This is a genomic window from Mediterraneibacter sp. 210702-DFI.3.120, assembly GCF_020561005.1.
Classification (GTDB): domain Bacteria; phylum Bacillota; class Clostridia; order Lachnospirales; family Lachnospiraceae; genus Mediterraneibacter; species Mediterraneibacter faecis.
The window spans coordinates 1-23,691 of record NZ_JAJCNG010000022.1 but is presented as its reverse complement, the minus strand read 5'-3'; the positions used below and the strand labels follow the sequence as shown (position 1 = coordinate 23,691).

22 protein-coding genes and 1 tRNA gene are annotated in these 23,691 nt (G+C 41.3%); 2 read left to right on the top strand and 21 right to left on the bottom strand.

The features are described 5' to 3' along the window. Window positions 1-165: 165 nt before the first annotated feature. The 17 genes from ilvA to polA form a co-directional block, all read right to left on the bottom strand. Window positions 166-1,380, bottom strand: coding sequence for a threonine ammonia-lyase (gene ilvA, locus LI162_RS11630; protein ID WP_117568127.1), 1,215 nt, complete (start codon window positions 1,378-1,380; stop codon window positions 166-168). After that, a complete protein-coding gene (gene ftsY / locus LI162_RS11625; RefSeq protein ID WP_015528930.1) occupies window positions 1,377-2,318 on the bottom strand; it encodes a signal recognition particle-docking protein FtsY in 942 nt (313 codons plus the stop codon). The genes ilvA and ftsY overlap by 4 nt, the downstream gene beginning before the upstream one ends. 47 nt (window positions 2,319-2,365) lie before the next feature. Continuing rightward, a complete protein-coding gene (gene smc, locus LI162_RS11620) occupies window positions 2,366-5,926 on the bottom strand; it encodes a chromosome segregation protein SMC (protein WP_226901020.1) in 3,561 nt (1,186 codons plus the stop codon). A 10-nt stretch (window positions 5,927-5,936) separates the two neighbouring features. After that, complete coding sequence (rnc, locus tag LI162_RS11615) at window positions 5,937-6,623, bottom strand: ribonuclease III (protein ID WP_020436721.1); 687 nt, start codon at window positions 6,621-6,623, stop codon at window positions 5,937-5,939. Window positions 6,624-6,689: 66 nt separating this feature from the next. Next, window positions 6,690-6,929, bottom strand: coding sequence for an acyl carrier protein (acpP, locus tag LI162_RS11610; RefSeq protein WP_015528927.1), 240 nt, complete (start codon window positions 6,927-6,929; stop codon window positions 6,690-6,692). 18 nt (window positions 6,930-6,947) lie between these two features. After that, window positions 6,948-7,982, bottom strand: coding sequence for a phosphate acyltransferase PlsX (plsX, locus tag LI162_RS11605; protein ID WP_055144472.1), 1,035 nt, complete (start codon window positions 7,980-7,982; stop codon window positions 6,948-6,950). A 134-nt stretch (window positions 7,983-8,116) separates the two neighbouring features. After that, window positions 8,117-8,296, bottom strand: a complete 180-nt coding sequence (gene rpmF, locus LI162_RS11600; RefSeq protein WP_015528925.1) for a 50S ribosomal protein L32 — start codon at window positions 8,294-8,296, stop codon at window positions 8,117-8,119. 3 nt (window positions 8,297-8,299) lie between these two features. After that, window positions 8,300-8,827 carry a YceD family protein gene (locus tag LI162_RS11595; protein ID WP_055144475.1) on the bottom strand — a complete coding sequence of 176 codons (528 nt, stop codon included), beginning with the start codon at window positions 8,825-8,827 and terminating at the stop codon, window positions 8,300-8,302. A 241-nt stretch (window positions 8,828-9,068) separates the two neighbouring features. Continuing rightward, on the bottom strand, window positions 9,069-10,265 hold the full coding sequence (locus LI162_RS11590) for an acetate kinase (RefSeq protein WP_055144478.1): 1,197 nt from the start codon (window positions 10,263-10,265) through the stop codon (window positions 9,069-9,071). 113 nt (window positions 10,266-10,378) lie between these two features. After that, window positions 10,379-11,374, bottom strand: coding sequence for a phosphate acetyltransferase (gene pta / locus LI162_RS11585; protein ID WP_015528922.1), 996 nt, complete (start codon window positions 11,372-11,374; stop codon window positions 10,379-10,381). Between the two features lie 219 nt (window positions 11,375-11,593). Then, on the bottom strand, window positions 11,594-12,880 hold the full coding sequence (locus LI162_RS11580) for a nucleotidyltransferase (protein ID WP_055144484.1): 1,287 nt from the start codon (window positions 12,878-12,880) through the stop codon (window positions 11,594-11,596). 129 nt (window positions 12,881-13,009) lie between these two features. Then, window positions 13,010-13,867: a DegV family protein gene (locus LI162_RS11575; protein WP_196019759.1), complete on the bottom strand. Its 858-nt coding sequence runs from the start codon at window positions 13,865-13,867 to the stop codon at window positions 13,010-13,012. A gap of 15 nt (window positions 13,868-13,882) precedes the next feature. Next, window positions 13,883-15,247: a PFL family protein gene (locus tag LI162_RS11570; protein WP_015528919.1), complete on the bottom strand. Its 1,365-nt coding sequence runs from the start codon at window positions 15,245-15,247 to the stop codon at window positions 13,883-13,885. Window positions 15,248-15,276: 29 nt separating this feature from the next. Continuing rightward, window positions 15,277-15,549, bottom strand: coding sequence for an ACT domain-containing protein (locus tag LI162_RS11565; RefSeq protein WP_015528918.1), 273 nt, complete (start codon window positions 15,547-15,549; stop codon window positions 15,277-15,279). Window positions 15,550-15,582: 33 nt separating this feature from the next. Beyond that, window positions 15,583-16,380 (bottom strand): MBL fold metallo-hydrolase, encoded by a 798-nt coding sequence (locus LI162_RS11560; protein ID WP_196019761.1) that lies wholly within the window; start codon window positions 16,378-16,380, stop codon window positions 15,583-15,585. Further along, window positions 16,377-16,961, bottom strand: a complete 585-nt coding sequence (coaE, locus tag LI162_RS11555; protein WP_015528916.1) for a dephospho-CoA kinase — start codon at window positions 16,959-16,961, stop codon at window positions 16,377-16,379. Before coaE ends, LI162_RS11560 begins: the two co-directional genes overlap by 4 nt. Window position 16,962: 1 nt before the next feature. Continuing rightward, the gene (gene polA, locus LI162_RS11550; protein ID WP_196019763.1) at window positions 16,963-19,578 is read right to left on the bottom strand and encodes a DNA polymerase I; all 2,616 of its coding nucleotides are present in this window, start codon (window positions 19,576-19,578) and stop codon (window positions 16,963-16,965) included. A gap of 173 nt (window positions 19,579-19,751) precedes the next feature. On the opposite strand from polA, the gene LI162_RS11545 reads away from it, so the two are divergent. Next, window positions 19,752-20,381 carry an HAD family hydrolase gene (locus LI162_RS11545; RefSeq protein WP_055144503.1) on the top strand — a complete coding sequence of 210 codons (630 nt, stop codon included), beginning with the start codon at window positions 19,752-19,754 and terminating at the stop codon, window positions 20,379-20,381. Window positions 20,382-20,476: 95 nt separating this feature from the next. Here LI162_RS11545 and LI162_RS11540 read toward each other — a convergent pair whose 3' ends face one another. Continuing rightward, on the bottom strand, window positions 20,477-20,686 hold the full coding sequence (locus LI162_RS11540; RefSeq protein ID WP_055144506.1) for a hypothetical protein: 210 nt from the start codon (window positions 20,684-20,686) through the stop codon (window positions 20,477-20,479). 230 nt (window positions 20,687-20,916) lie between these two features. Here LI162_RS11540 and LI162_RS11535 point away from each other — a divergent pair, with 230 nt between their 5' ends. Further along, complete coding sequence (locus LI162_RS11535; protein ID WP_020436712.1) at window positions 20,917-21,117, top strand: helix-turn-helix domain-containing protein; 201 nt, start codon at window positions 20,917-20,919, stop codon at window positions 21,115-21,117. A gap of 249 nt (window positions 21,118-21,366) precedes the next feature. Here LI162_RS11535 and LI162_RS11530 read toward each other — a convergent pair. The 3 genes from LI162_RS11530 to LI162_RS11520 form a co-directional block, all read right to left on the bottom strand. Further along, a tRNA-Leu gene (locus LI162_RS11530) sits at window positions 21,367-21,449 on the bottom strand. Between the two features lie 101 nt (window positions 21,450-21,550). Continuing rightward, window positions 21,551-22,822, bottom strand: a complete 1,272-nt coding sequence (locus LI162_RS11525) for a diaminopimelate decarboxylase (RefSeq protein WP_015528911.1) — start codon at window positions 22,820-22,822, stop codon at window positions 21,551-21,553. Continuing rightward, the gene (locus LI162_RS11520; protein WP_020436710.1) at window positions 22,815-23,531 is read right to left on the bottom strand and encodes a TrmB family transcriptional regulator; all 717 of its coding nucleotides are present in this window, start codon (window positions 23,529-23,531) and stop codon (window positions 22,815-22,817) included. Before LI162_RS11520 ends, LI162_RS11525 begins: the two co-directional genes overlap by 8 nt. Window positions 23,532-23,691: the final 160 nt, after the last annotated feature.

Sequence of the window (23,691 nt, the reverse complement as noted above, 5' to 3'; positions counted from 1 at the left end):
AATGCAAGCTTAAGGTGTTAAAGAAAAGGGAACGCTATCGACTACGATGACCTTCCCTTTTTCTTTGTTTTTCTGGATTTGTCTGATTGGAATTAAATATCCCGTTTGGAATATGTAAGCAAGGGCTGGCCTTGCGATACCATTCTATAGGCTGTTTAATACCAATTAGTACAGCTTCGCACTGATCAGTTTTGGTCTGAATCCAGCCTTATCAAGTGTATCCAGAATCTTCTTCTTATGATCTGTTCCGAATGCTTCCATTGTGATACGAAGCTCTACTGCTGCGTTTCTGTTTGTGCTTACAAACTGGTTATGCTCCAGCTTAATGATGTTACCCTGTACGTCTGCGACTGTCTGCGCCACACGTGCGAGTTCACCCGGCTTATCCGGAAGGAGTACGGATACGGAGAAGATACGGTCTCTCTGGATCAATCCGTGCTGGACGATCGAGGACATTGTGATAACATCCATATTTCCACCACTTAATACACAGACTACTTTCTTTCCTTTGATGTCCATCTGCTTTAATGCAGCTACGGAAAGAAGTCCTGAATTTTCTACGATCATCTTATGGTTTTCTACCATGTCAAGGAATGCACCAATCAGTTCATCATCATCTACGAGAAGAATATCATCTACATTCTCTTTCACATAAGGAACAACTTTATCTCCAACTTCTTTTACAGCTGTTCCGTCTGCGATTGTATTTGCAGATGGAAGTTCCACAGGCTCTCCTGCTTTCAGAGCTGCTGTCATACTGGCCGCTTCTGACGGCTCTACACCGATTACTTTGATCTTTGGATTCAGCATCTTGGCAAGTGTGGAAACACCTGTGATCAGTCCGCCTCCACCGATTGGTGCAAGGATATAATCTACAGTCGGGAGTTCCTGAACGATTTCCATTGCGATTGTTCCCTGACCTGTAGCAACATCAAGGTCATTAAACGGATGAACAAATGTATATCCGTTCTCTTCTGCAAGTTTACATGCATATGCGTAAGCATCATCATAAACATCACCATGAAGTACTACGTCTGCTCCAAAGCTTTTTGTACGGTTTACTTTGATCAGCGGTGTAACTGTAGGCATAACAATCGTAGCTTTGCATCCAAACTGTTTTGCTGCAAATGCAACGCCCTGTGCATGATTTCCTGCTGATGCTGTGATCAGTCCACGGCTTCTTTCTTCGTCTGTCAGTGTGCTGATCTTGTAATATGCACCACGGATCTTATAAGCTCCTGTGTGCTGCATATTTTCCGGTTTTAAATAAACCTTTGCTCCTGTCTGTGCACTTAAGTATTCACTGTAAATGAGTTTTGTAGGATTTGTTACCTTTTTTACCAGTTCGCTAGCTTCTTCAAATTTCTCTAATGTCATCATGGTCTTTCTTCCTCTCTGTAAAACAACGCGTTTACGAACTCCTCTGAGTCAAATTTCTGCAAGTCATCAATTGTTTCTCCTACACCGATATATTTTACCGGGATACCAAGTTCAGACTGGATTGCTACTGCAATTCCTCCTTTGGCTGTTCCATCCATCTTTGTCAGAACAATTCCTGTTATATCTGTTACTTCATTGAATTCCTTTGCCTGGGCAAGTGCATTCTGTCCTGTCGTTGCATCCAGCACAACCAGCGTCTCACGGAACGCATCCGGATACTCTCTGTCAATCACACGATTGATCTTCTTAAGCTCTTCCATCAGGTTCTTCTTATTGTGAAGTCTTCCGGCTGTATCGCACAGAAGTACATCTGCCCTTCTCGCTTTCGCAGCGGCAACCGCATCATATACAACTGATGCCGGATCTGCGCCTTCCTGACCGCCGATCATCTCAACACCGGCACGGTTGGACCATTCTTTTAACTGCTCTCCTGCAGCCGCACGGAATGTGTCCGCTGCCGCAAGGATCACTTTCTTATTCTGTGCTTTCAGCTTTCCTGCAAGTTTACCGATCGTTGTTGTTTTACCAACACCATTTACTCCGATCACGAAAACCACACTCTGACGATTCTCAAACTCATATGCTGTCTCTCCGACATCCATCTGTTCACGAATACTGTCAATCACAAGCTGTCTACATTCAATCGGTTCCTTGATATGTTGCTCTTTTACTTTAACCTTTAAATCTTCAATGATGTCCATTGTTGCTCTGACACCAAGATCTCCCATGATCAGAGTTTCTTCCAGTTCTTCATAAAAGTCATCATCAATCTTTGAAAATCCATGGAAAATACTGTCCATGCCGGACACAATATTATCTCTTGTCTTTGTCAGACCGGATACAAGTCGTTTAAAAAATCCCTTTTTTTCTTCTCCCATTTTCAGCCTCCTGTTCTCTTAATACCCTGTTTACAATAAAAACAGGTTTATTTTTCCAGATCATCTTCCAACAGATCCACTGAAACAAGTGTGGATACCCCTTTTTCCTGCATGGTAATTCCATACAACCGGTCTGCTGCTGCCATTGTACCACGTCTGTGGGTAATGACAATGAACTGTGTATATTTTGTCAACTTATGTAAATATTTCGCATAACGATCTACATTGTTGTCATCCAGTGCCGCTTCAATCTCATCAAGGAGACAGAACGGAGATGGCTTCAGATTCTGGATTGCAAATAGTAATGCAATTGCAGTCAGCGCCTTCTCTCCACCTGAAAGCTGCATCATATTCTGCAGTTTCTTTCCAGGTGGCTGTGCGATGATGCGTATTCCTGCCTCAAGAATATCCACATCCTCCTGTAATTCCAATGATCCCTTTCCGCCTCCAAAAAGCTGACGGAATACATCATTGAACTCTGTTGCAATTCTTGCGAACTGTTCTGTGAACTGCTTACGCATCGCCACGTCCAATTCTTCAATAATCTGTTCAAGAGATGCTTCTGCCTCTACAAGATCATCATGCTGACCTTTTAAGAATGTATAACGCTCGGATACATTTTTGTAATCCTCAATTGCATTGACATTGACCGAACCAAGCTTTCGGATCTCATTCTTAAGCTCCTGGATCTTTTTCTTCATCAATGCCAGATCTGTCAGTGTCTCATTACGAAGTTCTTTCGCGTGATTGTAAGTGAGTTCATACTCTTCCCACATATAATTCATCTGCTTCTCTGACGCTTCCTCATAGCCTTCTTTCTGGCTGTTCAGACGGAAACATTCTTTATCAAGATCTGACACATGCTTTGCAAGTTCTTCTCTCTGTCGTAAGAAATCTCTGTGCTTCTGATTCAGTTCTTCGCGTTTTTTACTCTGTACTTTAATCTCTTCACCAATCTCTGTAAACAGTTCTTTTGAATCTTCAATCGTTTTCCTGAGTCCTTCGATTTCATTTTCTTTTTGCAGAATTTCCTCAGATACATCTCCACGATTTTCGGCAAGTTCTTCCTGCTCTTTTTCATATCTGGTGATTTCCTCATCTATACGGGAAATATTTTCTACAATAAAGGTTTTCTGCTGATCCAGGCCTGCCAGTGAGAGATGGACTTCCTCAGACTGTTTCATCTGGACAGCCTCATCCTCTCTTTCTTTCTCCAACTGCATCTGCAAAGCTTCAATCTGTTCATTCAGTTCTTTTTCCAACTTCTCTGATGTCTCAAGTTCCATCTGGATAGAATCTTCATTCTCATTGATTTCATCCAACTCCTGAAGCAATGCTTTCTGTTCTTTCAGAAATCCTTCGTAACGCTGTTTTGATTCTAACTGTTCTCTCTGTACCTGCGCAACATTCATTCGTGCAGTATTCTCCAGCACCGATTCTTCTCTTAAATGTTCCTGTACTTCATCGATTACACTATAGCATGCTGCACGACGGTTCTTCGCCTCTGTAACTTCTTTTTCCAGCACATCCATGTCAGACTTGAGCATAGCAACCGTCTTTTCAAATTCTTCGATTTCGCGGCGTCTGCTCAGCAGATTACTTGAATTCTTAAATGCACCACCTGTCATGGATCCGCCCGGATTGATCAGGTCACCTTCCAGTGTGACCAGACGCAGAGACTGGCGGTATTTTCTCGCAATTGCGATTCCGTGATCGATGTGGTCTACTACGATCGTACGCCCAAGCAGCTGATCTGCCAGTCCGTCAAATCTTGATTCCACATGGATCAATGTATTCGCAAGTCCGATCACTCCCGGTTCTTTGAGTGCTTCCGGATTCCTGATTCCTCCGCCGCCATGCATACTTGTCAGCGGAAGAAATGTTGCCCTTCCGAATTTATTACGCTTAAGGAAATCAATCATACGCTTGGCTGTATCTTCATTATCTGTAACAATATTCTGAATACTTCCTCCAAGCGCTGTCTCAATAGCGATCTCATATTCCTTATCGACCTTAATGATATCCGCTACAACACCGATCAGACCTTTCTCACGTTCTTTATTCGACATTACCTTTCGGATACTGTTACCATATCCGTCATAGCGCTCTGTAATATTCTTTAATGACTCCAGACGGGAAGACTCTCTGTGATAAGCGGTCTGTCCGATCCGTAACTTTTCCTGCTTCTCTTTCAGCTCATTCTGAAGCTTGCCAAGTTCCTGTTCGTTCAGGGAAATCTTATCCTTATAGGTTTGAATGCGCTCACGGATCTGACCAAGTTCTTCTTCATACTTCTTAAGTCTGTTGTTCTGTCCTTCTGCTACCGTCGAAATCTCAAGAATATTTCTAGCAACGACAGCCTTCCGTGTCTGGATCTGTTCTTTCGTCGTATCAAAATGCTGAATCTTAGCTTTTGTTGAAGCACGATTTCCAAGCAGATCCATGATCTCCTGCTTCTTCTGCTCAATTTCAGTACTGTGTTCTGCAATCTTTGACTGAATCTCAATTAAACTCTGCTGTGCTTCCGTATCCTGTCCACTGGCTGATTCTAACTGTTCTGAAATTCTTTTCTTCTCTTCTTCAAGCTCTCTTTTCTGCTGCTGCCTTGTATCTATCTCACTGACGATCGTACTCAGGCGATGATCATAATGCTCATCACTCATACGGGCTGTATTAATCTGCTCTTTCAGGACATTGATCTGGCCTTCCAGCTGTTGCTTTAAAAGATTCGTCTCATTCATCTGGTTCTTCGCAGTTTCAATTGCAAGATCAATCTGATCTACTTCTTCCTCGATTGCCTCGTATTCTGCTTTCATCTTCTCATAACGGGCATTTGATTCCTGCATCTCCTGAGAAGCAATCTCATATTTCCCACCGACTTCACGAATACGCTCCTGCAGCCGCTCTTCCTCCAGCAAAAACATATTAATGTCATATGTTTTTAATTCTTCTTTCATCTTCAGATAGATTCTGGCTGTCTCTGACTGTCTTTCCAAAGGACCGATCTGTTTCTCAAGCTCTGCAAGAATATCATTCACACGGGTAAGATTCTGCCGTTCATCCTCCAGCTTTTTCAAAGAAAGGGACTTTCTTCTCTTATATTTTACAATTCCGGCGGCCTCATCAAAAAGTTCTCTTCTCTCTTCCGGCTTACCGCTTAAGATCTTATCAATCTGTCCCTGACCGATAATCGAATAGCCTTCTTTACCGATACCTGTATCATAGAACATCTCATTGATATCTTTCAATCTGCAGGCTGAACCATTGATCAGATACTCACTCTCTCCGGATCTGTACAATTTACGTGTAACAGTGACTTCTTCGTACTCTACCGGAAGTTTATGATCTGAATTATCCAATGTGATTGCAACCGAAGCATAACTAAGTGGCTTCCGGTTCTCGGTTCCCGAGAAAATCACATCCTGCATGGTGCCTCCACGCAGCTGCTTCACTCTCTGCTCTCCAAGAACCCAGCGGACGGCATCAGCGACATTACTCTTACCACTTCCATTCGGTCCTACAATACCTGTAATTCCGTTATGAAATTCAAATTTAATCTTATTGGCAAAAGATTTGAATCCCTGCACTTCTATACTCTTTAAATACATAAAGTCCTCTTTACTTTTTCTTTCTGAGATTCAGAATTGCCTCATAAGCTGCCTGCTGCTCTGCTGACTTCTTCGAGCTTCCTTTTCCACGTCCCCAGGCTTTTCCCCCGATTCTTGCTTCCACTTCGAAAATCTTATTATGATCCGGTCCCTGTTCATCAATCAGTTCATAACTTACATTCCCCGTCATATTCGCCTGCACGATCTCCTGTAAGATCGTTTTACTATCATAAAAGAGTTTTTTATCCTCTAAATCTGTCAAAATAAAATGATGGATAAACTCTTTTGCATTAGTAAAACCACCGTCGAGATAGATAGCACCGATTAATGCTTCCATCGCATCAGATGTGATAGAATCTCTTTTTCTTCCACCGGTCGCCTCTTCTCCTTTTCCAAGAAGCAAGTAATCTCCAAGTCCGATATCTCTTGCACACATTGCCAGAGACGGTTCACATACCATACTTGCACGTGTCTTTGTCAGTTCTCCCTCAGATACCTTTGGAAATTCATTAAATAAATAAGCACTTGATACCAATTCCAATACTGCATCTCCAAGAAACTCTAGGCGTTCATTACACTCATATTTCTTCAAATGTTTCTCATTTGTATAAGAACTATGCATCAATGCACGTTCAATCAGGCTTTTGTCTTTAAACACATATCCGATCTTTTGTTCCAGTTCTTTTACTCTGTCCATTTAAATGGCCTCCTTCGTGTTAATAAACGAAAAAGCCCAAACGGGCTTTTTCATCTCACTATCTGATTATTCATTAGCCTTCTTTTTCTGGATCTGATCAACAGCATCCTGCACTGTTGTGATCTTCTCTGCCTCTTCGTTATCGATCTCGATGTCAAAATCTTCTTCAATTCCCATAATGATCTGGAAAATATCCAGAGAGTCAGCTCCAAGATCATCTACGAATGTAGTATCCGGTGTGATTGTCTCCGGTGAAACATTAAGTACGTCCGCAATAATTGCCTGCAGTTTTTCAAATTCTGTCATTGTAAAACTCCTCCTGTCTTATTCGACTTCTTTCTTTTCTTCCAGGGTCTCCTGTTGAATTGCCTCTTTTATCTTCTCATTGATCTTCTGCTCCTTAAATGCAACACACTGAATGATTGAGTTGCATACCTCCTTTGACTTTGAACTTCCATGTGTCTTTACTACAAGTCCGTTCAGGCCAAGAAGCGGTGCGCCGCCATACTCACTTGTATCAAAATCTTTCAGTACGCCCTTTAAAGCAGGTTTCACAAGCAGTGCCCCTATCTTACTACGCAAAGAAGAAAGCATTCCTTTCTTCACTTTCTTAAGCAGTGCTCCTGCAACACCCTCATAAAGCTTCAGAATAATATTACCTGCAAATGCTTCACAGACAATAACATCTGCTGCTCCGTAAGGAATATCTCGTGCCTCAACACTTCCAATGAAATTGATGTCAGGACATTCTTTTAACAGTGGGAATGTCTCTTTCACCAGCGCATTTCCCTTCTCTTCTTCAGCACCGATATTCACGATACCAACTGTCGGATTCTTCTTTCCCATAACGCTTTCCATATAAATGGATCCCATCTTTGCAAACTGTACCAGGTGAGATGGGCGTGCGTCTACATTAGCTCCACAATCGATCAAAAGTGAAACACCTTTTAATGTAGGAATCAGTGGTGCAAGCGGTGGTCTTTCAACACCTTTGATCCTGCCTACAAGAACCTGTCCTCCAACAAGAACAGCTCCTGAACTTCCTGCAGATACAAAAGCATCTGCTTCCCCTTTCTTCACCATCTTCATCGCAACAACAATGGATGAATCTTTCTTACCACGGATTGCTTTCACTGGAGGTTCTGCCGTCTCAATAACCTCTGTAGCATTCACAATCTCAATCTGCTCCTCAGGATACGTATAAGCGGAGAGTTCCTTGCGAATCACATCTTCCTTACCTGTCAGCAGTACCTTGATATCTTTTCTCTTCCGCACTGCCTCTACGGCACCTTTTACAATCTCTCTTGGTGCATTGTCTCCACCCATGGCATCAAGAGCAACCCTTGTAATCTCTGACATATCATTTCCTCCTTGCGCTACTGAAATTATTCTACTGGATATCAGTATAAAAATCAATAAAAAAAGGCGTAAAACACAAAGTTTTTACGCCCTCAAGTGTTCTGTTCGCAGTACACTCAATATCTTATTGATCATTAGTCAACTGAAACGATCTCGCGCTTGTTGTAAGATCCACACGCCTTACATACACGGTGTGGCATCATAAGCTCGCCGCACTTGCTGCATTTCACCAGATTCGGTGCGCTCATCTTCCAGTTAGCTCTTCTTTTATCTCTTCTTGCTTTTGAAGATTTATTCTTTGGACAGATTGACATAGGTTACACCTCCTTAAAATTCTTAAATAAGTCACGGACAACTGACATTCTCGGATCAAGCCCTGTATCTTCACAGTTACAAGACCCCGTATTTAAATTCTGACCGCATACATTGCATAATCCCTTGCAGTCTTCCCTGCAAAGTACTTTCGTCGGCCAGCTCGACAAAATCTCATGAAAGAGCAGTTTGTCCACGTCAAGATGATATCCGTCAATAAAGTTTGATTCATCCAGCTCCTCTGTCAGTTCTGCGTCGGAGAGGCCTACGTCCACATGTTTCACACAATTCAGTTCAAACTCCCGTTTCACATCCTCCAGACAACGGTCACATGGAATTATGACACTCAATCTGGTCTCAGCTGTGATGAGCAGTTCTTTTCCCCTTATATGCTCTACTTTAACATGAACCGGCTCCTTGCTGATAATGGGGTAGGTTCCGGATTGTAACCGGATCTCTTCCATCTCCAGCCGCACAGTTTCTTCAACCGTCTTATGCTGGTCTGACAAAACGTCTGATAGGTTAATCAACATAATGTATTTCTCCTATTCATACCTAAACTATTATATCATGGAAAAAATGTTTGTCAACAGATATTTATAATTTCTATCAAAAATATTATGAAGAGCAAAATGTATTGGATACATTTTTGTTTCTTCTATGCGCAAAAGCAGGACTGAACTGCTCTCTTGGCACCTCAGTCCTGCGCTCATATACGATATAATCTTTACAGATCACTATCGTATACACTTTCTCAAATTAAGATTTCTTCAATTATTTTACAAGCGCTAATGTCTCACGGGCGATTGCAAGCTCTTCGTTTGTAGGAATAACGAATACTTTAACCTTTGATCCTTCTTTTGTAAGCTCAGCTTCTTTTCCTCTGAGTCCTTTATTCACTTCTGAATCGAAGTCTACTCCAAGGTATCCAAGGTATTTACATACTTCTTCTCTTACATAATCATCGTTCTCACCGATACCAGCTGTAAATACGATGTCATCTACACCATTCATAGCTGCAGCGTAAGATCCGATGTATTTTGCTACTCTGTATGAGAATACATCCATAGCGATCTTAGCTTTCTTATCTCCGGCATTCATAGCGTCTGTCAGGTCACGGAAGTCACTTGAAAGTCCGCCTGAAATTCCAAATACACCAGACTTTTTGTTCAGTACTTCCATAACACCTTCAATGTCAAGGTTCTCTTTCTTAGCAATGAACTCCATGATTGCAGGATCGATATCACCTGAACGTGTTCCCATTACAAGTCCTTCAAGTGGAGTAAGTCCCATAGAAGTATCTACACATTTTCCGTTAAGAACAGCACTTACACTGGATCCATTTCCGAGGTGGCATACAATTGTCTTTACTTCATCGTAAGATTTTCCCATTACTTCTGCTGCTCTCTTAGATACGAAGCTGTGGCTTGTTCCGTGGAAACCGTAACGTCTTACTTTGTATTTCTCATAGTACTCATATGGAAGTCCATACATATAAGCCTTCTCCGGCATTGTCTGATGGAAAGCTGTATCAAATACTGCAACCATAGGTGTTCCTGGCATCAGTTTCTCACATGCTGCAACACCGATCAAGTTTGCCGGGTTATGAAGCGGTGCAAGATCATTACACTCTTCTACTGCTTTCTTTACTTCGTCTGTGATTACTACAGATGAAGCAAACTTCTCTCCACCATGTACGAGACGGTGTCCAACTGCTCCGATCTCATCAAGGCTCTTAACAACTCCTGTCTTCTCATTTGTCAAAGCATCAATTACAAACTGAATTGCTTCTGTATGAGTTGGCATAGCCAGATCAGATTTCTCTTTTTCTCCGCCAGCCGGCTGATATGTCAGACGTCCGTCGATTCCAATTCTCTCACAAAGTCCTTTTGCAAGTACCTTCTCTGTCTCAGCGTTGATCAGCTGGAATTTCAGAGATGAGCTTCCGCAGTTGATTACTAATACGTTCATTTTCTTTTTTCCTCCTGAAAAAACCTTATTATTATCCGAGAGCAGCTCACACTACCCTCTTTGTTTCTTTTAATTACCCGTAACTATTTTAAAAAATCTGTAAACAATTACAATTATTCAGCCTGTGCCTGTACAGCTGTGATAGCTACAACACCTACGATATCTTCAGCGCTGCATCCACGGGAAAGGTCGTTAACCGGAGCGGCGATTCCCTGTGTCAGAGGACCGTAAGCTTCTGCTTTAGCAAGTCTCTGAACAAGTTTGTATCCAATATTACCAGCATCAAGGTCTGGGAATACAAGTACGTTAGCATGTCCTGCAACCTTGCTTCCCGGTGCTTTAGATTCTCCGACGGATGGAACGATAGCTGCATCAAGCTGAAGTTCTCCGTCAAGAGCAAGCTCTGGTGCGAGTTCCTGAGCGATCTTTGTTGCCTCAACAACTTTATCTACATCTGCATGCTTAGCACTTCCCTTTGTTGAGTGAGAAAGCATAGCAACAACTGGCTCTTTCTCAACAAGCAGTTTGAAAGAATCTGCGGATGAAATAGCGATGTTCGCAAGTTTCTCCGGATCTGGATTCTGCTCAAGTCCTGCATCAGCAAAGATAAATGTTCCATTTGCTCCCATGTCGCAGTTTGGTACTACCATAAGGAAGAATGCGGATACGAGCTTTGTTCCCGGTTTTGTCTTCAGGATCTGAAGGCATGGACGAAGTGTATCTGCTGTAGAGTGGCATGCTCCGGATACCATTCCGTCTGCATCCCCCATCTTAACCATCATTACACCATAGTATAAGTAATTGCTAAGAAGCAGTTCTTTTGCCTGTTCAGGAGTCATTCCCTTTTTCTGTCTTAACTCAACAAGTTTTGCAATATATCCTTCTGTTCTTGCATCTGTTGCAGGATCTACGATTGTTGCACCGGAGATGTCGTATGTACCTTTGTTCTTCTCAATCTCCTCTTTGCTTCCTACAAGCACCAGATCAGCGAGTCCTTCTTTCAGTACTGTCTCTGCTGCTTTGTAAGTTCTTTCGTCCTCTGTCTCCGGAAGAACGATTGTCTTTTTGCAAGCTTTCGCTCTTGCTTTGATTTCATCAATAAATCCCATGATTTAATGCCACCTTTCTTTTTATCTCACTTAGTCCTATTATAACTCAATCGTTTTTTGTATACAAGTCATTTTATGTGCATTTTCAAATACAATCCGAACTTTGTAATAGGATATTTGTGAGATTGTTACAATTTTATCAAACATTGTTTTTTTCCAAGAACATTACAAGCCAGAACAGTCACCTCTCACGACAACTGTTCTGGCTCTTATTAAAATTTACACCTTCAAAACCCCTTGCTTATATTCATTCTGAAACGCCGTCTTAAACTTATCCGTCACCACTGAGGTATACAGATTTGAAGCAAGCATATCATGTCTGAGCATTTTCTGACCAAGTTCCGGAAGATCGTCAATTTCAGACATTTTCGTCAAAACCGGAAGACTGCTTTCCTTTGACATAGCTGTCAAAAGCTTTGCATTGTCTTTTCGAAAACCAAGCAGACGTGCATACATATGATAGCCATTGTCAATATATTCTTCCACATTTGCCTTTTTCGTTCCAAGCATAATATGAAGCAATGCCCGGTTAACTCGGGTCTGCGTAAGTTCTCGTGTTTTTAACAAATCACAGAACTGTTTATAATTAAAAAAGTTGTTTAACTGATTCGCAATTCTGGATGCGATCTCCGGAGAGACATCCACATATCGAACCAGACTTTCTGGCTGTTTATTTAACAGTTTATATTTCAAAATCAGAGAAAAATCATTCTGTGAAATCGGATACTGTACTTTATGATAATCCTTCAAAAGTTCCAGACAACATTTTGGAACCTGGTTTTCCAGCTCTGACAGTATTCCCGAAAACGAAAGCTCATCGTAATTTCCTTCTACTGGTTCTGTATTGAAAGATGAACTTGAATAAGCAAGCAGTGAACGAATTGCCGTAGCGGAACTGTAATCACTGTCCAGTTCTTCATCATGATACTGTGCACCACGCCTTGCAATCGTATAAGGTTCCATCCTGCTTCCAAGTTTTTTGATTGCTTTCAAATATTCAATCCCCAAAATATTGTTCGGATTTCTTAAAATCTCTGCAAACCGAGGATCTTCTGTATAAGAAAGAATTGCTTCCTGTCTGGCGCGTGGAAAAGACATCCCTTGTTTCAGATAATCTTTCAACAGAATCTGGTAGGCCTCAGGTTCTTCAAGAAGTAGTTCTGCAAGCTGTTCCAAGATTGGGAGATCATTACATTCACTGCCAAAACAGATAGAATCAACAATTCCAAGAGACTCTAAAAGAGATACGGATCCAAGTGCAAAAAGCTCCGCAGATCCCGTCGCATAACAGACCGGAAGTTCAAAGACAGCTCCAGCACCACACATCAGTGCCATCTCCGCACGTATCCTTTTAGGCATGATTGCAGGTGTTCCCCGCTGCACATAGTCACCACTCATAACAACAACGGCTGCATCTGCACCGGTTACACGCAAAGATTCTTTAATATGATAAAGATGTCCATTGTGAAATGGATTATATTCTGTAATAAGACCAACAATTTTCATAATATTCTCCTAAAAAAACAGAGTACTGCTCACACCACGTGTGAACAGTACCACCTCTCACCAATACAGATTATGTAACTGTTCAGAACCAACTTCCAAAATGCTACGCATTTCGTCACAGTTACCAGTTTACAATCTCTTCATGCAAGTAATCGCCAGTGCCCCCGGACCAATATGGCAGGCCACACTCAATGACAATGGTCCTTCCATAATCTCATATCCCGGAAATCTTTCTTCGATCTCTGCTTTCCACTCCTGTGCTTCTTCTTTACTGCATGTGTAAGCCATACCAAGAGCCATCTGATCCTTAACATCGGCAAAGCGTCCATTCAGATCTTTCTCGATTGCATTGAGCATTGTCTTCTTCGCCGTTTTCCAGCCTCTTGCTTTCGAAAATGCATCCAGCTTTTCTCCCTGGATCTGAAGAACAGGTTTTAAGTTAAGTACAGTTCCGATTGCCGCTGCTGCCGGTGTGATTCTTCCACCTTTTTTCAGGTATTTTAAAGTATCCACCGTAATATAAATGCTTGCCTGAAGTTTTTCTTTCTCCAGTATTTCTTTGATCTCTGCTGCACTCTTTCCTTCTTCACGCAGATTCATTGCATCCAGAACAGACTGCTCCTGTGTAACTGAAATCCTCTGATTATCAACCACCTGAACGCGTCCGTCATATTCAGCTGCAAGAGTAATTGCTGTTGCACATGTGCTGCTCAAGCCACTGGACATCGGAATACATACAAGCTCATCATATTCTTCCAGAACTTTATCCCAGAGATCCATGACCTCTCCCGGGGATGGCTGTGATGTTGAAATATCGGAATCTGCTCCGAGCTTTTCATAAAATTCACTCTGGGAAAGTGTGATATCCTCCAGATAAAGTTCTCCATCAATAAAGAATGGCATCGGAAGAACAAAAATTCCAAGTTCTTTTCCCTGTTCCTGTGTTATACCGCTATTACTATCCGTTACAATTGCAACTTTACTCATCAAATTTCTCCCTCGTCAATTCTTAAAACTATGAATCGGAGCCGGAATACGTCCCTGTCTGTTGATAAACGCATCACATCCAAATTCATTCACCGGCATAATCGGTGCATAACCTAACAGTCCACCAAATTCTGCCACGTCTCCAACGTCTTTACCGATGACCGGAATCAGACGCACTGCTGTCGTCTTCTGGTTGACCATACCAATTGCCATCTCATCTGCAATGATTCCAGAGATTGTCGCTGCTGATGTCTTTCCAGGGATTGCGATCATGTCAAGTCCTACAGAGCATACGCATGTCATTGCCTCTAACTTCTCAAGTGTAAGAGATCCTGCATTTACTGCATCAATCATTCCCTGATCTTCACTGACCGGAATAAATGCACCGCTGAGTCCACCTACATAAGAAGATGCCATAACGCCGCCCTTCTTCACCTGGTCATTGAGCATTGCAAGTGCTGCTGTTGTTCCAGGTGCACCAACGCGCTCCAGTCCGATTTCCTCCAGGATCTCTGCAATACTATCTCCAACTGCCGGAGTCGGAGCAAGAGAAAGATCAATGATTCCAAATGGAATTCCAAGACGTGCAGAAGCCTCTCCTGCAACAAGCTGTCCTACTCGCGTAATCTTAAACGCTGTTTTCTTAATTGTTTCACAGAGTTCTTCAAAACCTTTTCCACGTGCTTTTTCAATCGCTTTCTTTACAACTCCCGGTCCGCTGACACCTACATTAATAATCGTATCTGCCTCAGTCACACCGAGGAATGCACCTGCCATAAACGGGTTATCATCCGGTGCATTGCAAAGAATAACAAGCTTTGCACAACCAAGAGAATCTCTGTCTTTCGTTGCCTCTGCCGCTTCTTTCACAATCTGTCCACACAGACGGACTGCATCCATATTGATACCTGTCTTTGTTGATCCCACATTGACGGAACTACAGATTCTCTCTGTCTCGGCCAGTGCCTGCGGGATTGAACGGATCAGGTTTTCTTCACTTGGTGTCATTCCTTTCGACACAAGCGCGGAGTATCCGCCAATGAAGTTTACACCTACTTTTTCCGCTGCGCGGTCAAGTGTACGTGCGATTGTCACATAATCTTCCGGAGTCTTACACGCTGCTGCTCCAACAAGCGATACAGGTGTAATTGAAATTCTCTTATTTACGATCGGAATTCCGAATTCTTTCTCAATGTCTTTTCCTGTAGATACAAGATCTTTTGCAACTGTTGTAATCTTCTCATAAATCTTACGGTTCAGTTCATTCAGATCAGAATCCACACAGTCCAACAGACTGATTCCAAGAGTGATCGTGCGGACATCAAGGTTCTCGCTTTCGATCATCTTATTGGTTTCTGATACTTCATACATATTAATCATAGTCTTATCCTCACCTTATCTCCGACTTCTTACAGACGGTGCATTTTCTCAAAAATCTCTTCTCTCTGACAATGAATTGTTACACCGATCTCTTTGCCAAGTACATCCATCTCATCACAAACTTCTTTGAAATCTTTCTTCAGATTCGCAACATCTACGATCATCATCATGTTGAAATATCCCTGAACAATTGTCTGTGAAATATCAAGAATATTGATTTCATTTTCTGCAAGATATGTACATACTTTTGCAATAATTCCTACTGTGTCTTTTCCAAGTACTGTGACAATACATTTCTTCATTCTTTCTGTACCTCCGCTTTGATTCACTCAATCTTATACATTAATAATATCCGAAACCGATTCCCGGCTTGCAACGAACATATTCAGGTCTTCCCCTTTATATTCATTATCTGCAAGCGTAACTTCCAACTTCACTGTCTCATAAGCAAGTCTTGCGTAATTGTTCTCCTTGCTCAGATGACCAAGCATGATATGTTTCAGATTATCATGTAGTATATCACAAAGAAGCTGTCCTGACAATTCATTTGATAAATGACCGCGATCGCCAAGAATTCTCTGCTTCAAATAATATGGATATCCTCCGACTTCCAGCATATGGATATCATGGTTTGCTTCCAGAAGGATCGCATCCAGATTTTTCAGATTCTTCACTGTATAATCATCATATTTTCCAAGATCTGTTGCAACTGCTACGGACTTTCCACCTTGTTCAATACGATATCCGGACGGTTCATTTGCATCATGGGAAATAGCAAATGGGTGTACGTCCAGTTCACCAAGCCGAAATGGATGATCTGTCTTAATCGGATGTAAAAGTCCTTCCGGCATCTTTCCAAGAGTGGAAGACTCTTTGATTCCTGCAATCGTTCCCGGAGTCGCATAAATTGGTATCTCGTACTTTCTGCTGAACACACCAAGTCCCTTAATATGATCCGAATGTTCATGTGTGATCAGAATTCCATCGAGTTCGTCCCCTTTAATCTCCAACTTATTCAGACCTTCTTCAATTCGTTTCTTACTAATCCCCGTATCAATCAGAAGATGGGAATTATCACTTCCTACATAGATACAGTTTCCACTGCTGCCGCTTGCAATACTGCACATTCTCATTTGTTCAATCTATCTCCTATTTGTCTCTTTGTTGCTTCAAAGTCTCCACTATTATCAATTACAACTGTGCATGCCTTTCGAAATACTTCTTCTACCGGTTGTGAAGCAATCATTCTGGTGATCTTTTCATCCGTATAATGTCTGGAACTTTTCAGTCGTTCTCTCCGAACCGCTTCATCTGTGTAAATATACCATAATTCATCACACAGTTCCTTTCCTACTTCCGGAAGAAGTGCTGCTTCTACAATATAATAAGAACAACACTCTTCTTTTTTCTTCAAGATATCTTTCCGAACCCATTCCAGCACTTCCGGATGTACAATATCATTCAATCTTTGTAATTTCTTCTCATCTGCAAATACGCAGCTTCCAAGTTTCATGCGATCCAGTTCACCATTGTTTCCGACAATCTGTTCACCAAATTCTTGTACAATTCTCGAAAACGCCTGTGTCCCTTTCTTCTGGATCTGCTTTGCAACTTCATCCATCTGGCAGACTACCGCACCGTATTCCTGTTCAAGAAATTTTAAAACTTCACTTTTTCCGGAGCCAACTCCACCCGTGATTCCAATTACTTTCATCTTATTTTGCCTCATACCAGTTCTTCCCTGTATGCATATCTGCACTAAGCGGAACTAACAATTCTGCTGCGTGTTCCATCTTATCCTGAAGGATCTGCTGTACTTCTTCTAATTCTGTTTCATCTGCTTCGATCAAAAGTTCATCATGCACCTGAAGGATCATCCGTGATTTCAGATTTCTCTTCTTCAATTCTTCATTTACATGAATCATTGCTATTTTAATAATATCTGCAGCAGTTCCCTGGATCGGTGCATTCATTGCCACACGCTCCCCAAAACTTCTCTGCATAAAATTGCTGGATTTTAATTCCGGCATCGGTCTTCTTCTTCCATATAAAGTCTCTGCATATCCTTTTTCTTTCGCATCGCTCACACATTTATCAAGAAATGTCTTAATTCCCGGGTAGGATTCAAAATAATGCTCGATATACTGTGCCGCCTCTTTTCTCGAAATACTCAGATCCTGGCTCAGTCCAAAAGAACTGATTCCATACACAATGCCGAAATTAACTGCTTTTGCATTTCTTCTCTGCAGATCTGTCACTTCATCAAATGGTACATGGAATACCTGGGAAGCTGTCATTCGGTGAATATCTCTCGCTTCACGATATGCCTGGATCAGCTGTTCATCACCGGAACAATGCGCTAGAATACGAAGCTCGATCTGAGAATAATCCGCATCCACAAAGACACAGCCTTCTTTTGGTACAAATACTTTACGGATCAGACGTCCAAGCTCCATACGAACCGGTATATTCTGCAGATTCGGTTCTGTACTGCTGATACGTCCGGTTGCTGTGATCGTCTGATTGAATTTACTGTGGATTCTTCCATCCATTCCTATATAATTCGCAAGTCCGTCTGCATATGTTGACTTCAGTTTTGCAAGCTGACGATACTCCAGAATCTTTGCTACGATAGGATATTCCGGTGCAAGTTTATCTAACACATCCGCTGCTGTAGAATACCCGGTCTTTGTCTTCTTTGCATGAGGCATTTCCAGTTTTTCAAAAAGAATCACACCAAGCTGTTTTGGAGAATTGATATTAAACTCTTCCCCTGCCATTTCATAAATCTCTTTTTCCAGCTCAACGATTCTTGCTCCAAGCTCTTCTCCGTAACGCTTCAGCTCTTCACCTTCAACCTTAACACCGGCCTGTTCCATATCATACAATGTAAATACTAATGGCATTTCAATTTCATTAAACAAACGGAACATTCCATTCTCTTCCAGTTTCTTCTCAAGAACCGGGACACAGGCATAAGCTGTATATGCCTCATAGCATGATTTTGTACCCTCATCAAGTTTTTCATCAATTAAAAGATTCAAATGTTCTCTTGCCACATCTTCTGCATTGTAATCATTTTTCAGAGGATTCAGAAGATATGCTGCTACGATTGCATCAAACCCGTTCTCACTTGTAAGTTCCGGCAGCCATTCCAGATATTCTTTCAATCCACACATTGAAAAACGTTTCACACTTTTTGCAAGGTGAGACAACTTTCCTGTCAGATATTCAAAATCAGCATCCATATCACAAGGAATCGTAACAATCTTTTCTGCTTCATAGCAAAGAGAAACCCTTCCGTATCCTGAAGCATGTGCAAACAATGGGAGAACATTTCCAGCATCTTTGGAAAATGCCACACCAACGGTCTCTGCTTTCTCCGCCTCTTTAAAGACTTTCTCTATTTCTTCTTTTCCTGTTACCTCACGAAAATATTTTTCCACATCATTCACTGACGCTTCTACATCAAATCTTCCAAGCAGATTTTTAAACTCCAGTCTTTGGAATAATTCATGAGCTTCTTTTGTATAAGGATTCTCATGTCTGGCATTTTCAAGTTCAAAGGTAATATCTGCGTCCAGTTTAATCGTCGCAAGTGTCTTACTAAGCTGTGCCTGCTCCCAGAATTCTTTCAGATTCTTGCTTGCTCTTGGCGGTTTCAGCTCATCAACATGCTCGTATGCATTTTCAATCGTCTGGTACTGCTGAATGATCTTTGTCGCTGTCTTTTCGCCAACTCCCGGAACACCAGGAATATTATCAGCAGTATCACCCATCAAAGCCTTTACATCAATAAATTCCTTCGGTGTTACTCCATAGCGTTCCTGCACATCTGCCGCATAATAATCTTCTACTTCCGTCTTCCCCTGCTTCGTCTTTGGAATGCGGATCTTAATATGCTCTGTCGCAAGCTGAAGCGTATCACGGTCTCCGGAAATGATGGAAACATCCATTCCTTTCTCCTCACAACGATGAGACAAGGTTCCCAAAAGATCATCCGCCTCAAGTCCGGCCTTTTCAATCACTTCTATATGCATCGCACGCAGAACGTCCTTGATCACAGGCACCTGCTGACGTAGTTCCTCTGCCATCGGCTTTCTCGTGCCCTTATAATCTGCAAACATCTCATGGCGAAATGTCGGCGCATGCACATCAAATGTAACCGTCAGATATTCCGGCTTCTCTTCATCTAATATCTTAAACATAATATTCAGGAATCCATAAACTGCGTTCGTATGCAGTCCTTCCGAATTCGTCAGATCCGGAACTCCATAAAACGCCCGGTTCAATATACTGTGTCCATCGATCAGTACAATTTTATCTCTCATCAGATTCTCTCCTATTATCTCTTGCTTTTTGTTGCATTTAATTTTAACCATTATTAAAGTATACACTAATCAACTTCTTTTTTAAAGGTTCATTTTATGGTATCATAATTTAGAGTTTTTAACTCCAATATCTTGTAAACAATATTTTCAAAAATACTATCAGGAGAATTATTATGGATGGAATTATATTTGATGTAGATGGAACACTTTGGGATTCTGTTGAAGTTGTAGCCGAATCCTGGAATCTTGCAATAAAAGAGAACTCTGATCTTGAGCCAAACTTAAACCGTGAAATTCTTCAGGGACTGTTTGGAAAGACAATGGACGAAATTGCTGCCGGAGTTTTTCCCGATCTCGACCCGGACTCTCGAAGAAAACTGATGGATATCTGTTTTGATTATGAAAACCGCTATCTTGAAACACATCCCGGTGTTTACTACGAAGGCGTTATGGACACACTCAAGGAGCTGGCTCTGGAATATCCTCTTTTTATTGTAAGCAATTGCCAGTGCGGATATATTGAAGTTATGATGAAAGGCGCAGGCATGGAACCATATATCAAAGATTTCCTTTGTTTTGGCCAGACGCAGACTTCCAAAGACCAGACGATTCTGAAATTAATGGAGAAAAATAACCTGACATCCCCTGTCTATGTCGGAGATACCCAGGGCGATGCTGATTCCTGCAAAAAAGCCGGTATTCCTTTTATCTTTGCTGAATATGGACTTGGAGATGTTAAGGAAGATTATCCGACGATACATTCGTTTTCAGAATTAAAAAACATTTTAAGAAAGCTTGATTAACATCTCTGTTTATTTAAAACAAACTGACAAACCACACGAAACATTTTCTGTCCATTAAGAATTTCATTCTGTTTCTGTTGTGATCTGTCAGTTTTTTATTGCTCACGACTTTTTTCATAATCCCGGATCTTACGCATCAATCCACGATAAATCTTATCCTGAAGCAGTTCCCGATGTTCATACGATACTGGATATTCATTCATAAAATCGGGATGTTCTTTTATATAGCAATCCCTTTCTTCTTTCGTCGCATTCAACAGATATTTTTCATAATAATCCATATCATCTATTTTTTCTTTATTCATCACTTTCTCCCATTCCCCTTAGTTCTTATGCTGTCTCATTTCTCGCACATTTCTTCATGTTTTTATCAATTATAGTCGTAGTACGACTATAATTCAATAGTCGTGTCAGGACTTTTATATAATAATCCAAAAATACAAAAGATATCAGATTATTGTTCACTGGATACTGTGAACAATAGCTTGTTTCCGGTTAAGTTCGCACACCGGCTTTAAGGTACGAGGATGGGATTATGAAATTCGAAAACATACGAAATTTGCGAGAAGATAATGATAAAACGCAGAAAGAAGTTGCTGCATACCTCAACATCAAACAGACTACATATTCTAAATATGAACTTGGAAAAATCAACGTTCCTATTGATGTCTTCATCAAACTTGCTGATTATTATACAGTCTCAATTGATTATCTCGTTGGTCGTGGAAAAAAGTGAAATTACAAAGAACAAAGAATGTGCATTGCACATTCTTGCGCCTGCGGCGTTGCTAAGCGCCAGTGGCGCTTGTTTAGCAAGGACCGAAGTGGAAACGTAGACCGCTTGCGACATCTACATTGTACGCCGCAGTGCGCATCCTTAGCGGAGCGTTTTTTATATATTAGGAAAGCACTTTCCTAATATATAAAAAATCTCTGGATATCTTGCAAACATTGAATTTGTAAGATATTCAGAGATTAAGTTCGATGCCGCTGGCCGGACTCGAACCGGCACGGCTACTAACCGCTTGATTTTGAGTCAAGTGCGTCTGCCAATTCCGCCACAGCGGCTTATTCTGTCGGACAAGAAAACCTTCTTGTCCGAATCAGCTTTTTTATGTTACCATATCCGGTCACATTTTTCAACTATTTTTTATGATTTTATTTGTTTTTTATTTGCAAAGTTTCTTTCCAACCTCAAAACAATCAAATGTTGCAAAATAGTCTTTCGGTGTCTCTGCACGGCGAATCATCTGTACACTTCCATCTTCTTTCAGGAGCAGCTCTGCTGATTTTAATTTACCATTATAGTTATATCCCATAGAGAAACCATGTGCACCCGTATCATGGATTACAAGGTAATCTCCCATATCAACTTCCGGAAGCATTCTGTCAATTGCAAACTTATCATTATTTTCACACAGAGAACCTGTTACATCATATTTGTGATCGCACGGTGCATCTTCTTTTCCAAGAACAGTAATATGATGATATGCTCCATACATTGCCGGGCGCATCAGGTTAACAGCACACGCATCTACTCCGATGTAGTTCTTATAAGTATTCTTCTCATGGATTGCTTTTGTCACAAGGCAGCCATAAGGTCCCATCATAAAGCGGCCAAGCTCTGTGTAGATTGCAACATCTCCCATTCCTGCCGGAACAAGTACTTCTTCATAAACCTTGCGGACACCTTCTCCGATCACACGGATATCATTCGGCTCCTGATCAGGTGTGTAAGGAATTCCAATACCACCAGAAAGATTAATAAACTTAATATGTACTCCTGTTTCTTTCTGAAGACGTACTGCCTGTTCAAAAAGAACTTTTGCAAGCATTGGATAATAATCATTTGTCACTGTATTGCTGGCAAGGAATGCATGAATACCAAATTCTTTTGCACCTTTTGCCTTCAGTGTCTTAAATGCTTCTGTGATCTGCTCTGTTGTCATTCCATACTTTGAATCTCCCGGATTATCCATAATATCATTACTGATCTTGAATATTCCGCCCGGATTGTAACGGCAGCTGATTGTCTCCGGAATATGTCCGATTGTCTTCTCAAGGAAGTCAATATGTGTAATATCATCCAGATTGATGATTGCTCCAAGTTTATCAGCAAGTTTAAAATCTTCCTCTGGTGTATCATTAGAGGAAAACATAATATCATGACCATCAATTCCAACTGCATCTGACATAAGCAGTTCTGTATAAGAGGAGCAGTCACAACCGCATCCATACTCTTTCAAGATCTGTAAAAGGAACGGATTCGGAGTTGCCTTTACAGCAAAATACTCTTTATATCCCGGATTCCATGCAAATGCTTCCTTTAATGCTTTTGCATTCTCGCGGATTCCTTTCTCATCATAAAGATGGAACGGAGTCGGATATGTTTTTACAATCTCTTCAACCTGTTCTTTTGTCACAAATGGTTTCTTACTCATTTTCATTTTCTCCTTCGCGTATTTTGATTAATTCTATCTCATTCGCAAGTGCTGTTTTAAACAGCGTAACGAAATTTCTCTGTCCGGAATAAACACAAGTGTTTCTGCTCTCCTGTCCATATTCACCCGAAAGTACATATTTAGAATCTGTGATCAGACCAATCTGATTTCCTTTTTCTTTCGTCACATAAATGATCGCCCCTGAAAGTTCAAATGGATGATCTGTCACAAGAACTACCTTTTTTCCTTTTTCTGTCAGTTCCTTTAACTGTCCTTTCAACTGTTCCAGACAGACACCGGAACAGGAACAATACACTCTTTCTTCCACATTAGCCAGAAGATTATGGATCTTATCTGAAATATGTTCCTGACCATCGATCGTAACATATCCTTCTTCTTCTTTCTGTTCTCCCGTAAGATTCATATCCAACCATTTCTGTTCTTCTTCCATTCTGCGGATTCTGTTACCACAGAACTCCTGAACATGAACCGGAATATATCGCTTGGCATCCTCTTCTACCAGATATGCAGCCCCTTTCTCAACCAGAGCTGCCAGTGATGCATACACATTCGACCTTGAGATTCCTGTATCTCTCGCAATCTCATACCCCGTCTGCTTTCCTGCTTCGATCAGCCGAAGATAAACAGTTGCTTCCTGCCGGGACATTCCAAAATGCATCAGATATTCAATTGCTTTACTTTCGTCCATAGCACCCTCCCTCTGATTAGTAGTTCTTTACAGGAACACTATACAGCATTGATTGTTGGATGTCAATATATTGATTGTATTTAATAAGAGCCAGAACAGGCACCTTGATATGCTACCCTCATATAGGACAATGAAATATAAAAGTCCTATATGGGGGTAT

Bases quoted from the DNA above. Each gene is read 5' to 3' on its own strand.
- ilvA (WP_117568127.1), bottom strand. From the start codon at position 1,380: ATGATGACATTAGAGAAATTTGAAGAAGCTAGCGAACTGGTAAAAAAG.
- ftsY (WP_015528930.1), bottom strand. From the start codon at position 2,318: ATGGGAGAAGAAAAAAAGGGATTTTTTAAACGACTTGTATCCGGTCTG.
- smc (WP_226901020.1), bottom strand. From the start codon at position 5,926: ATGTATTTAAAGAGTATAGAAGTGCAGGGATTCAAATCTTTTGCCAAT.
- rnc (WP_020436721.1), bottom strand. From the start codon at position 6,623: ATGGACAGAGTAAAAGAACTGGAACAAAAGATCGGATATGTGTTTAAA.
- acpP (WP_015528927.1), bottom strand. From the start codon at position 6,929: ATGACAGAATTTGAAAAACTGCAGGCAATTATTGCGGACGTACTTAAT.
- plsX (WP_055144472.1), bottom strand. From the start codon at position 7,982: ATGTCAGAGATTACAAGGGTTGCTCTTGATGCCATGGGTGGAGACAAT.
- rpmF (WP_015528925.1), bottom strand. From the start codon at position 8,296: ATGTCAATCTGTCCAAAGAATAAATCTTCAAAAGCAAGAAGAGATAAA.
- LI162_RS11595 (WP_055144475.1), bottom strand. From the start codon at position 8,827: ATGTTGATTAACCTATCAGACGTTTTGTCAGACCAGCATAAGACGGTT.
- LI162_RS11590 (WP_055144478.1), bottom strand. From the start codon at position 10,265: ATGAACGTATTAGTAATCAACTGCGGAAGCTCATCTCTGAAATTCCAG.
- pta (WP_015528922.1), bottom strand. From the start codon at position 11,374: ATGGGATTTATTGATGAAATCAAAGCAAGAGCGAAAGCTTGCAAAAAG.
- LI162_RS11580 (WP_055144484.1), bottom strand. From the start codon at position 12,880: ATGAAAATTGTTGGTCTTATTACAGAATATAATCCATTTCACAATGGA.
- LI162_RS11575 (WP_196019759.1), bottom strand. From the start codon at position 13,867: ATGAGTAAAGTTGCAATTGTAACGGATAGTAATAGCGGTATAACACAG.
- LI162_RS11570 (WP_015528919.1), bottom strand. From the start codon at position 15,247: ATGATTAATATGTATGAAGTATCAGAAACCAATAAGATGATCGAAAGC.
- LI162_RS11565 (WP_015528918.1), bottom strand. From the start codon at position 15,549: ATGAAGAAATGTATTGTCACAGTACTTGGAAAAGACACAGTAGGAATT.
- LI162_RS11560 (WP_196019761.1), bottom strand. From the start codon at position 16,380: ATGAGAATGTGCAGTATTGCAAGCGGCAGCAGTGGAAACTGTATCTAT.
- coaE (WP_015528916.1), bottom strand. From the start codon at position 16,961: ATGAAAGTAATTGGAATCACGGGTGGAGTTGGCTCCGGAAAAAGTGAA.
- polA (WP_196019763.1), bottom strand. From the start codon at position 19,578: ATGAGAGATAAAATTGTACTGATCGATGGACACAGTATATTGAACCGG.
- LI162_RS11545 (WP_055144503.1), top strand. From the start codon at position 19,752: ATGGATGGAATTATATTTGATGTAGATGGAACACTTTGGGATTCTGTT.
- LI162_RS11540 (WP_055144506.1), bottom strand. From the start codon at position 20,686: ATGAATAAAGAAAAAATAGATGATATGGATTATTATGAAAAATATCTG.
- LI162_RS11535 (WP_020436712.1), top strand. From the start codon at position 20,917: ATGAAATTCGAAAACATACGAAATTTGCGAGAAGATAATGATAAAACG.
- LI162_RS11525 (WP_015528911.1), bottom strand. From the start codon at position 22,822: ATGAGTAAGAAACCATTTGTGACAAAAGAACAGGTTGAAGAGATTGTA.
- LI162_RS11520 (WP_020436710.1), bottom strand. From the start codon at position 23,531: ATGGACGAAAGTAAAGCAATTGAATATCTGATGCATTTTGGAATGTCC.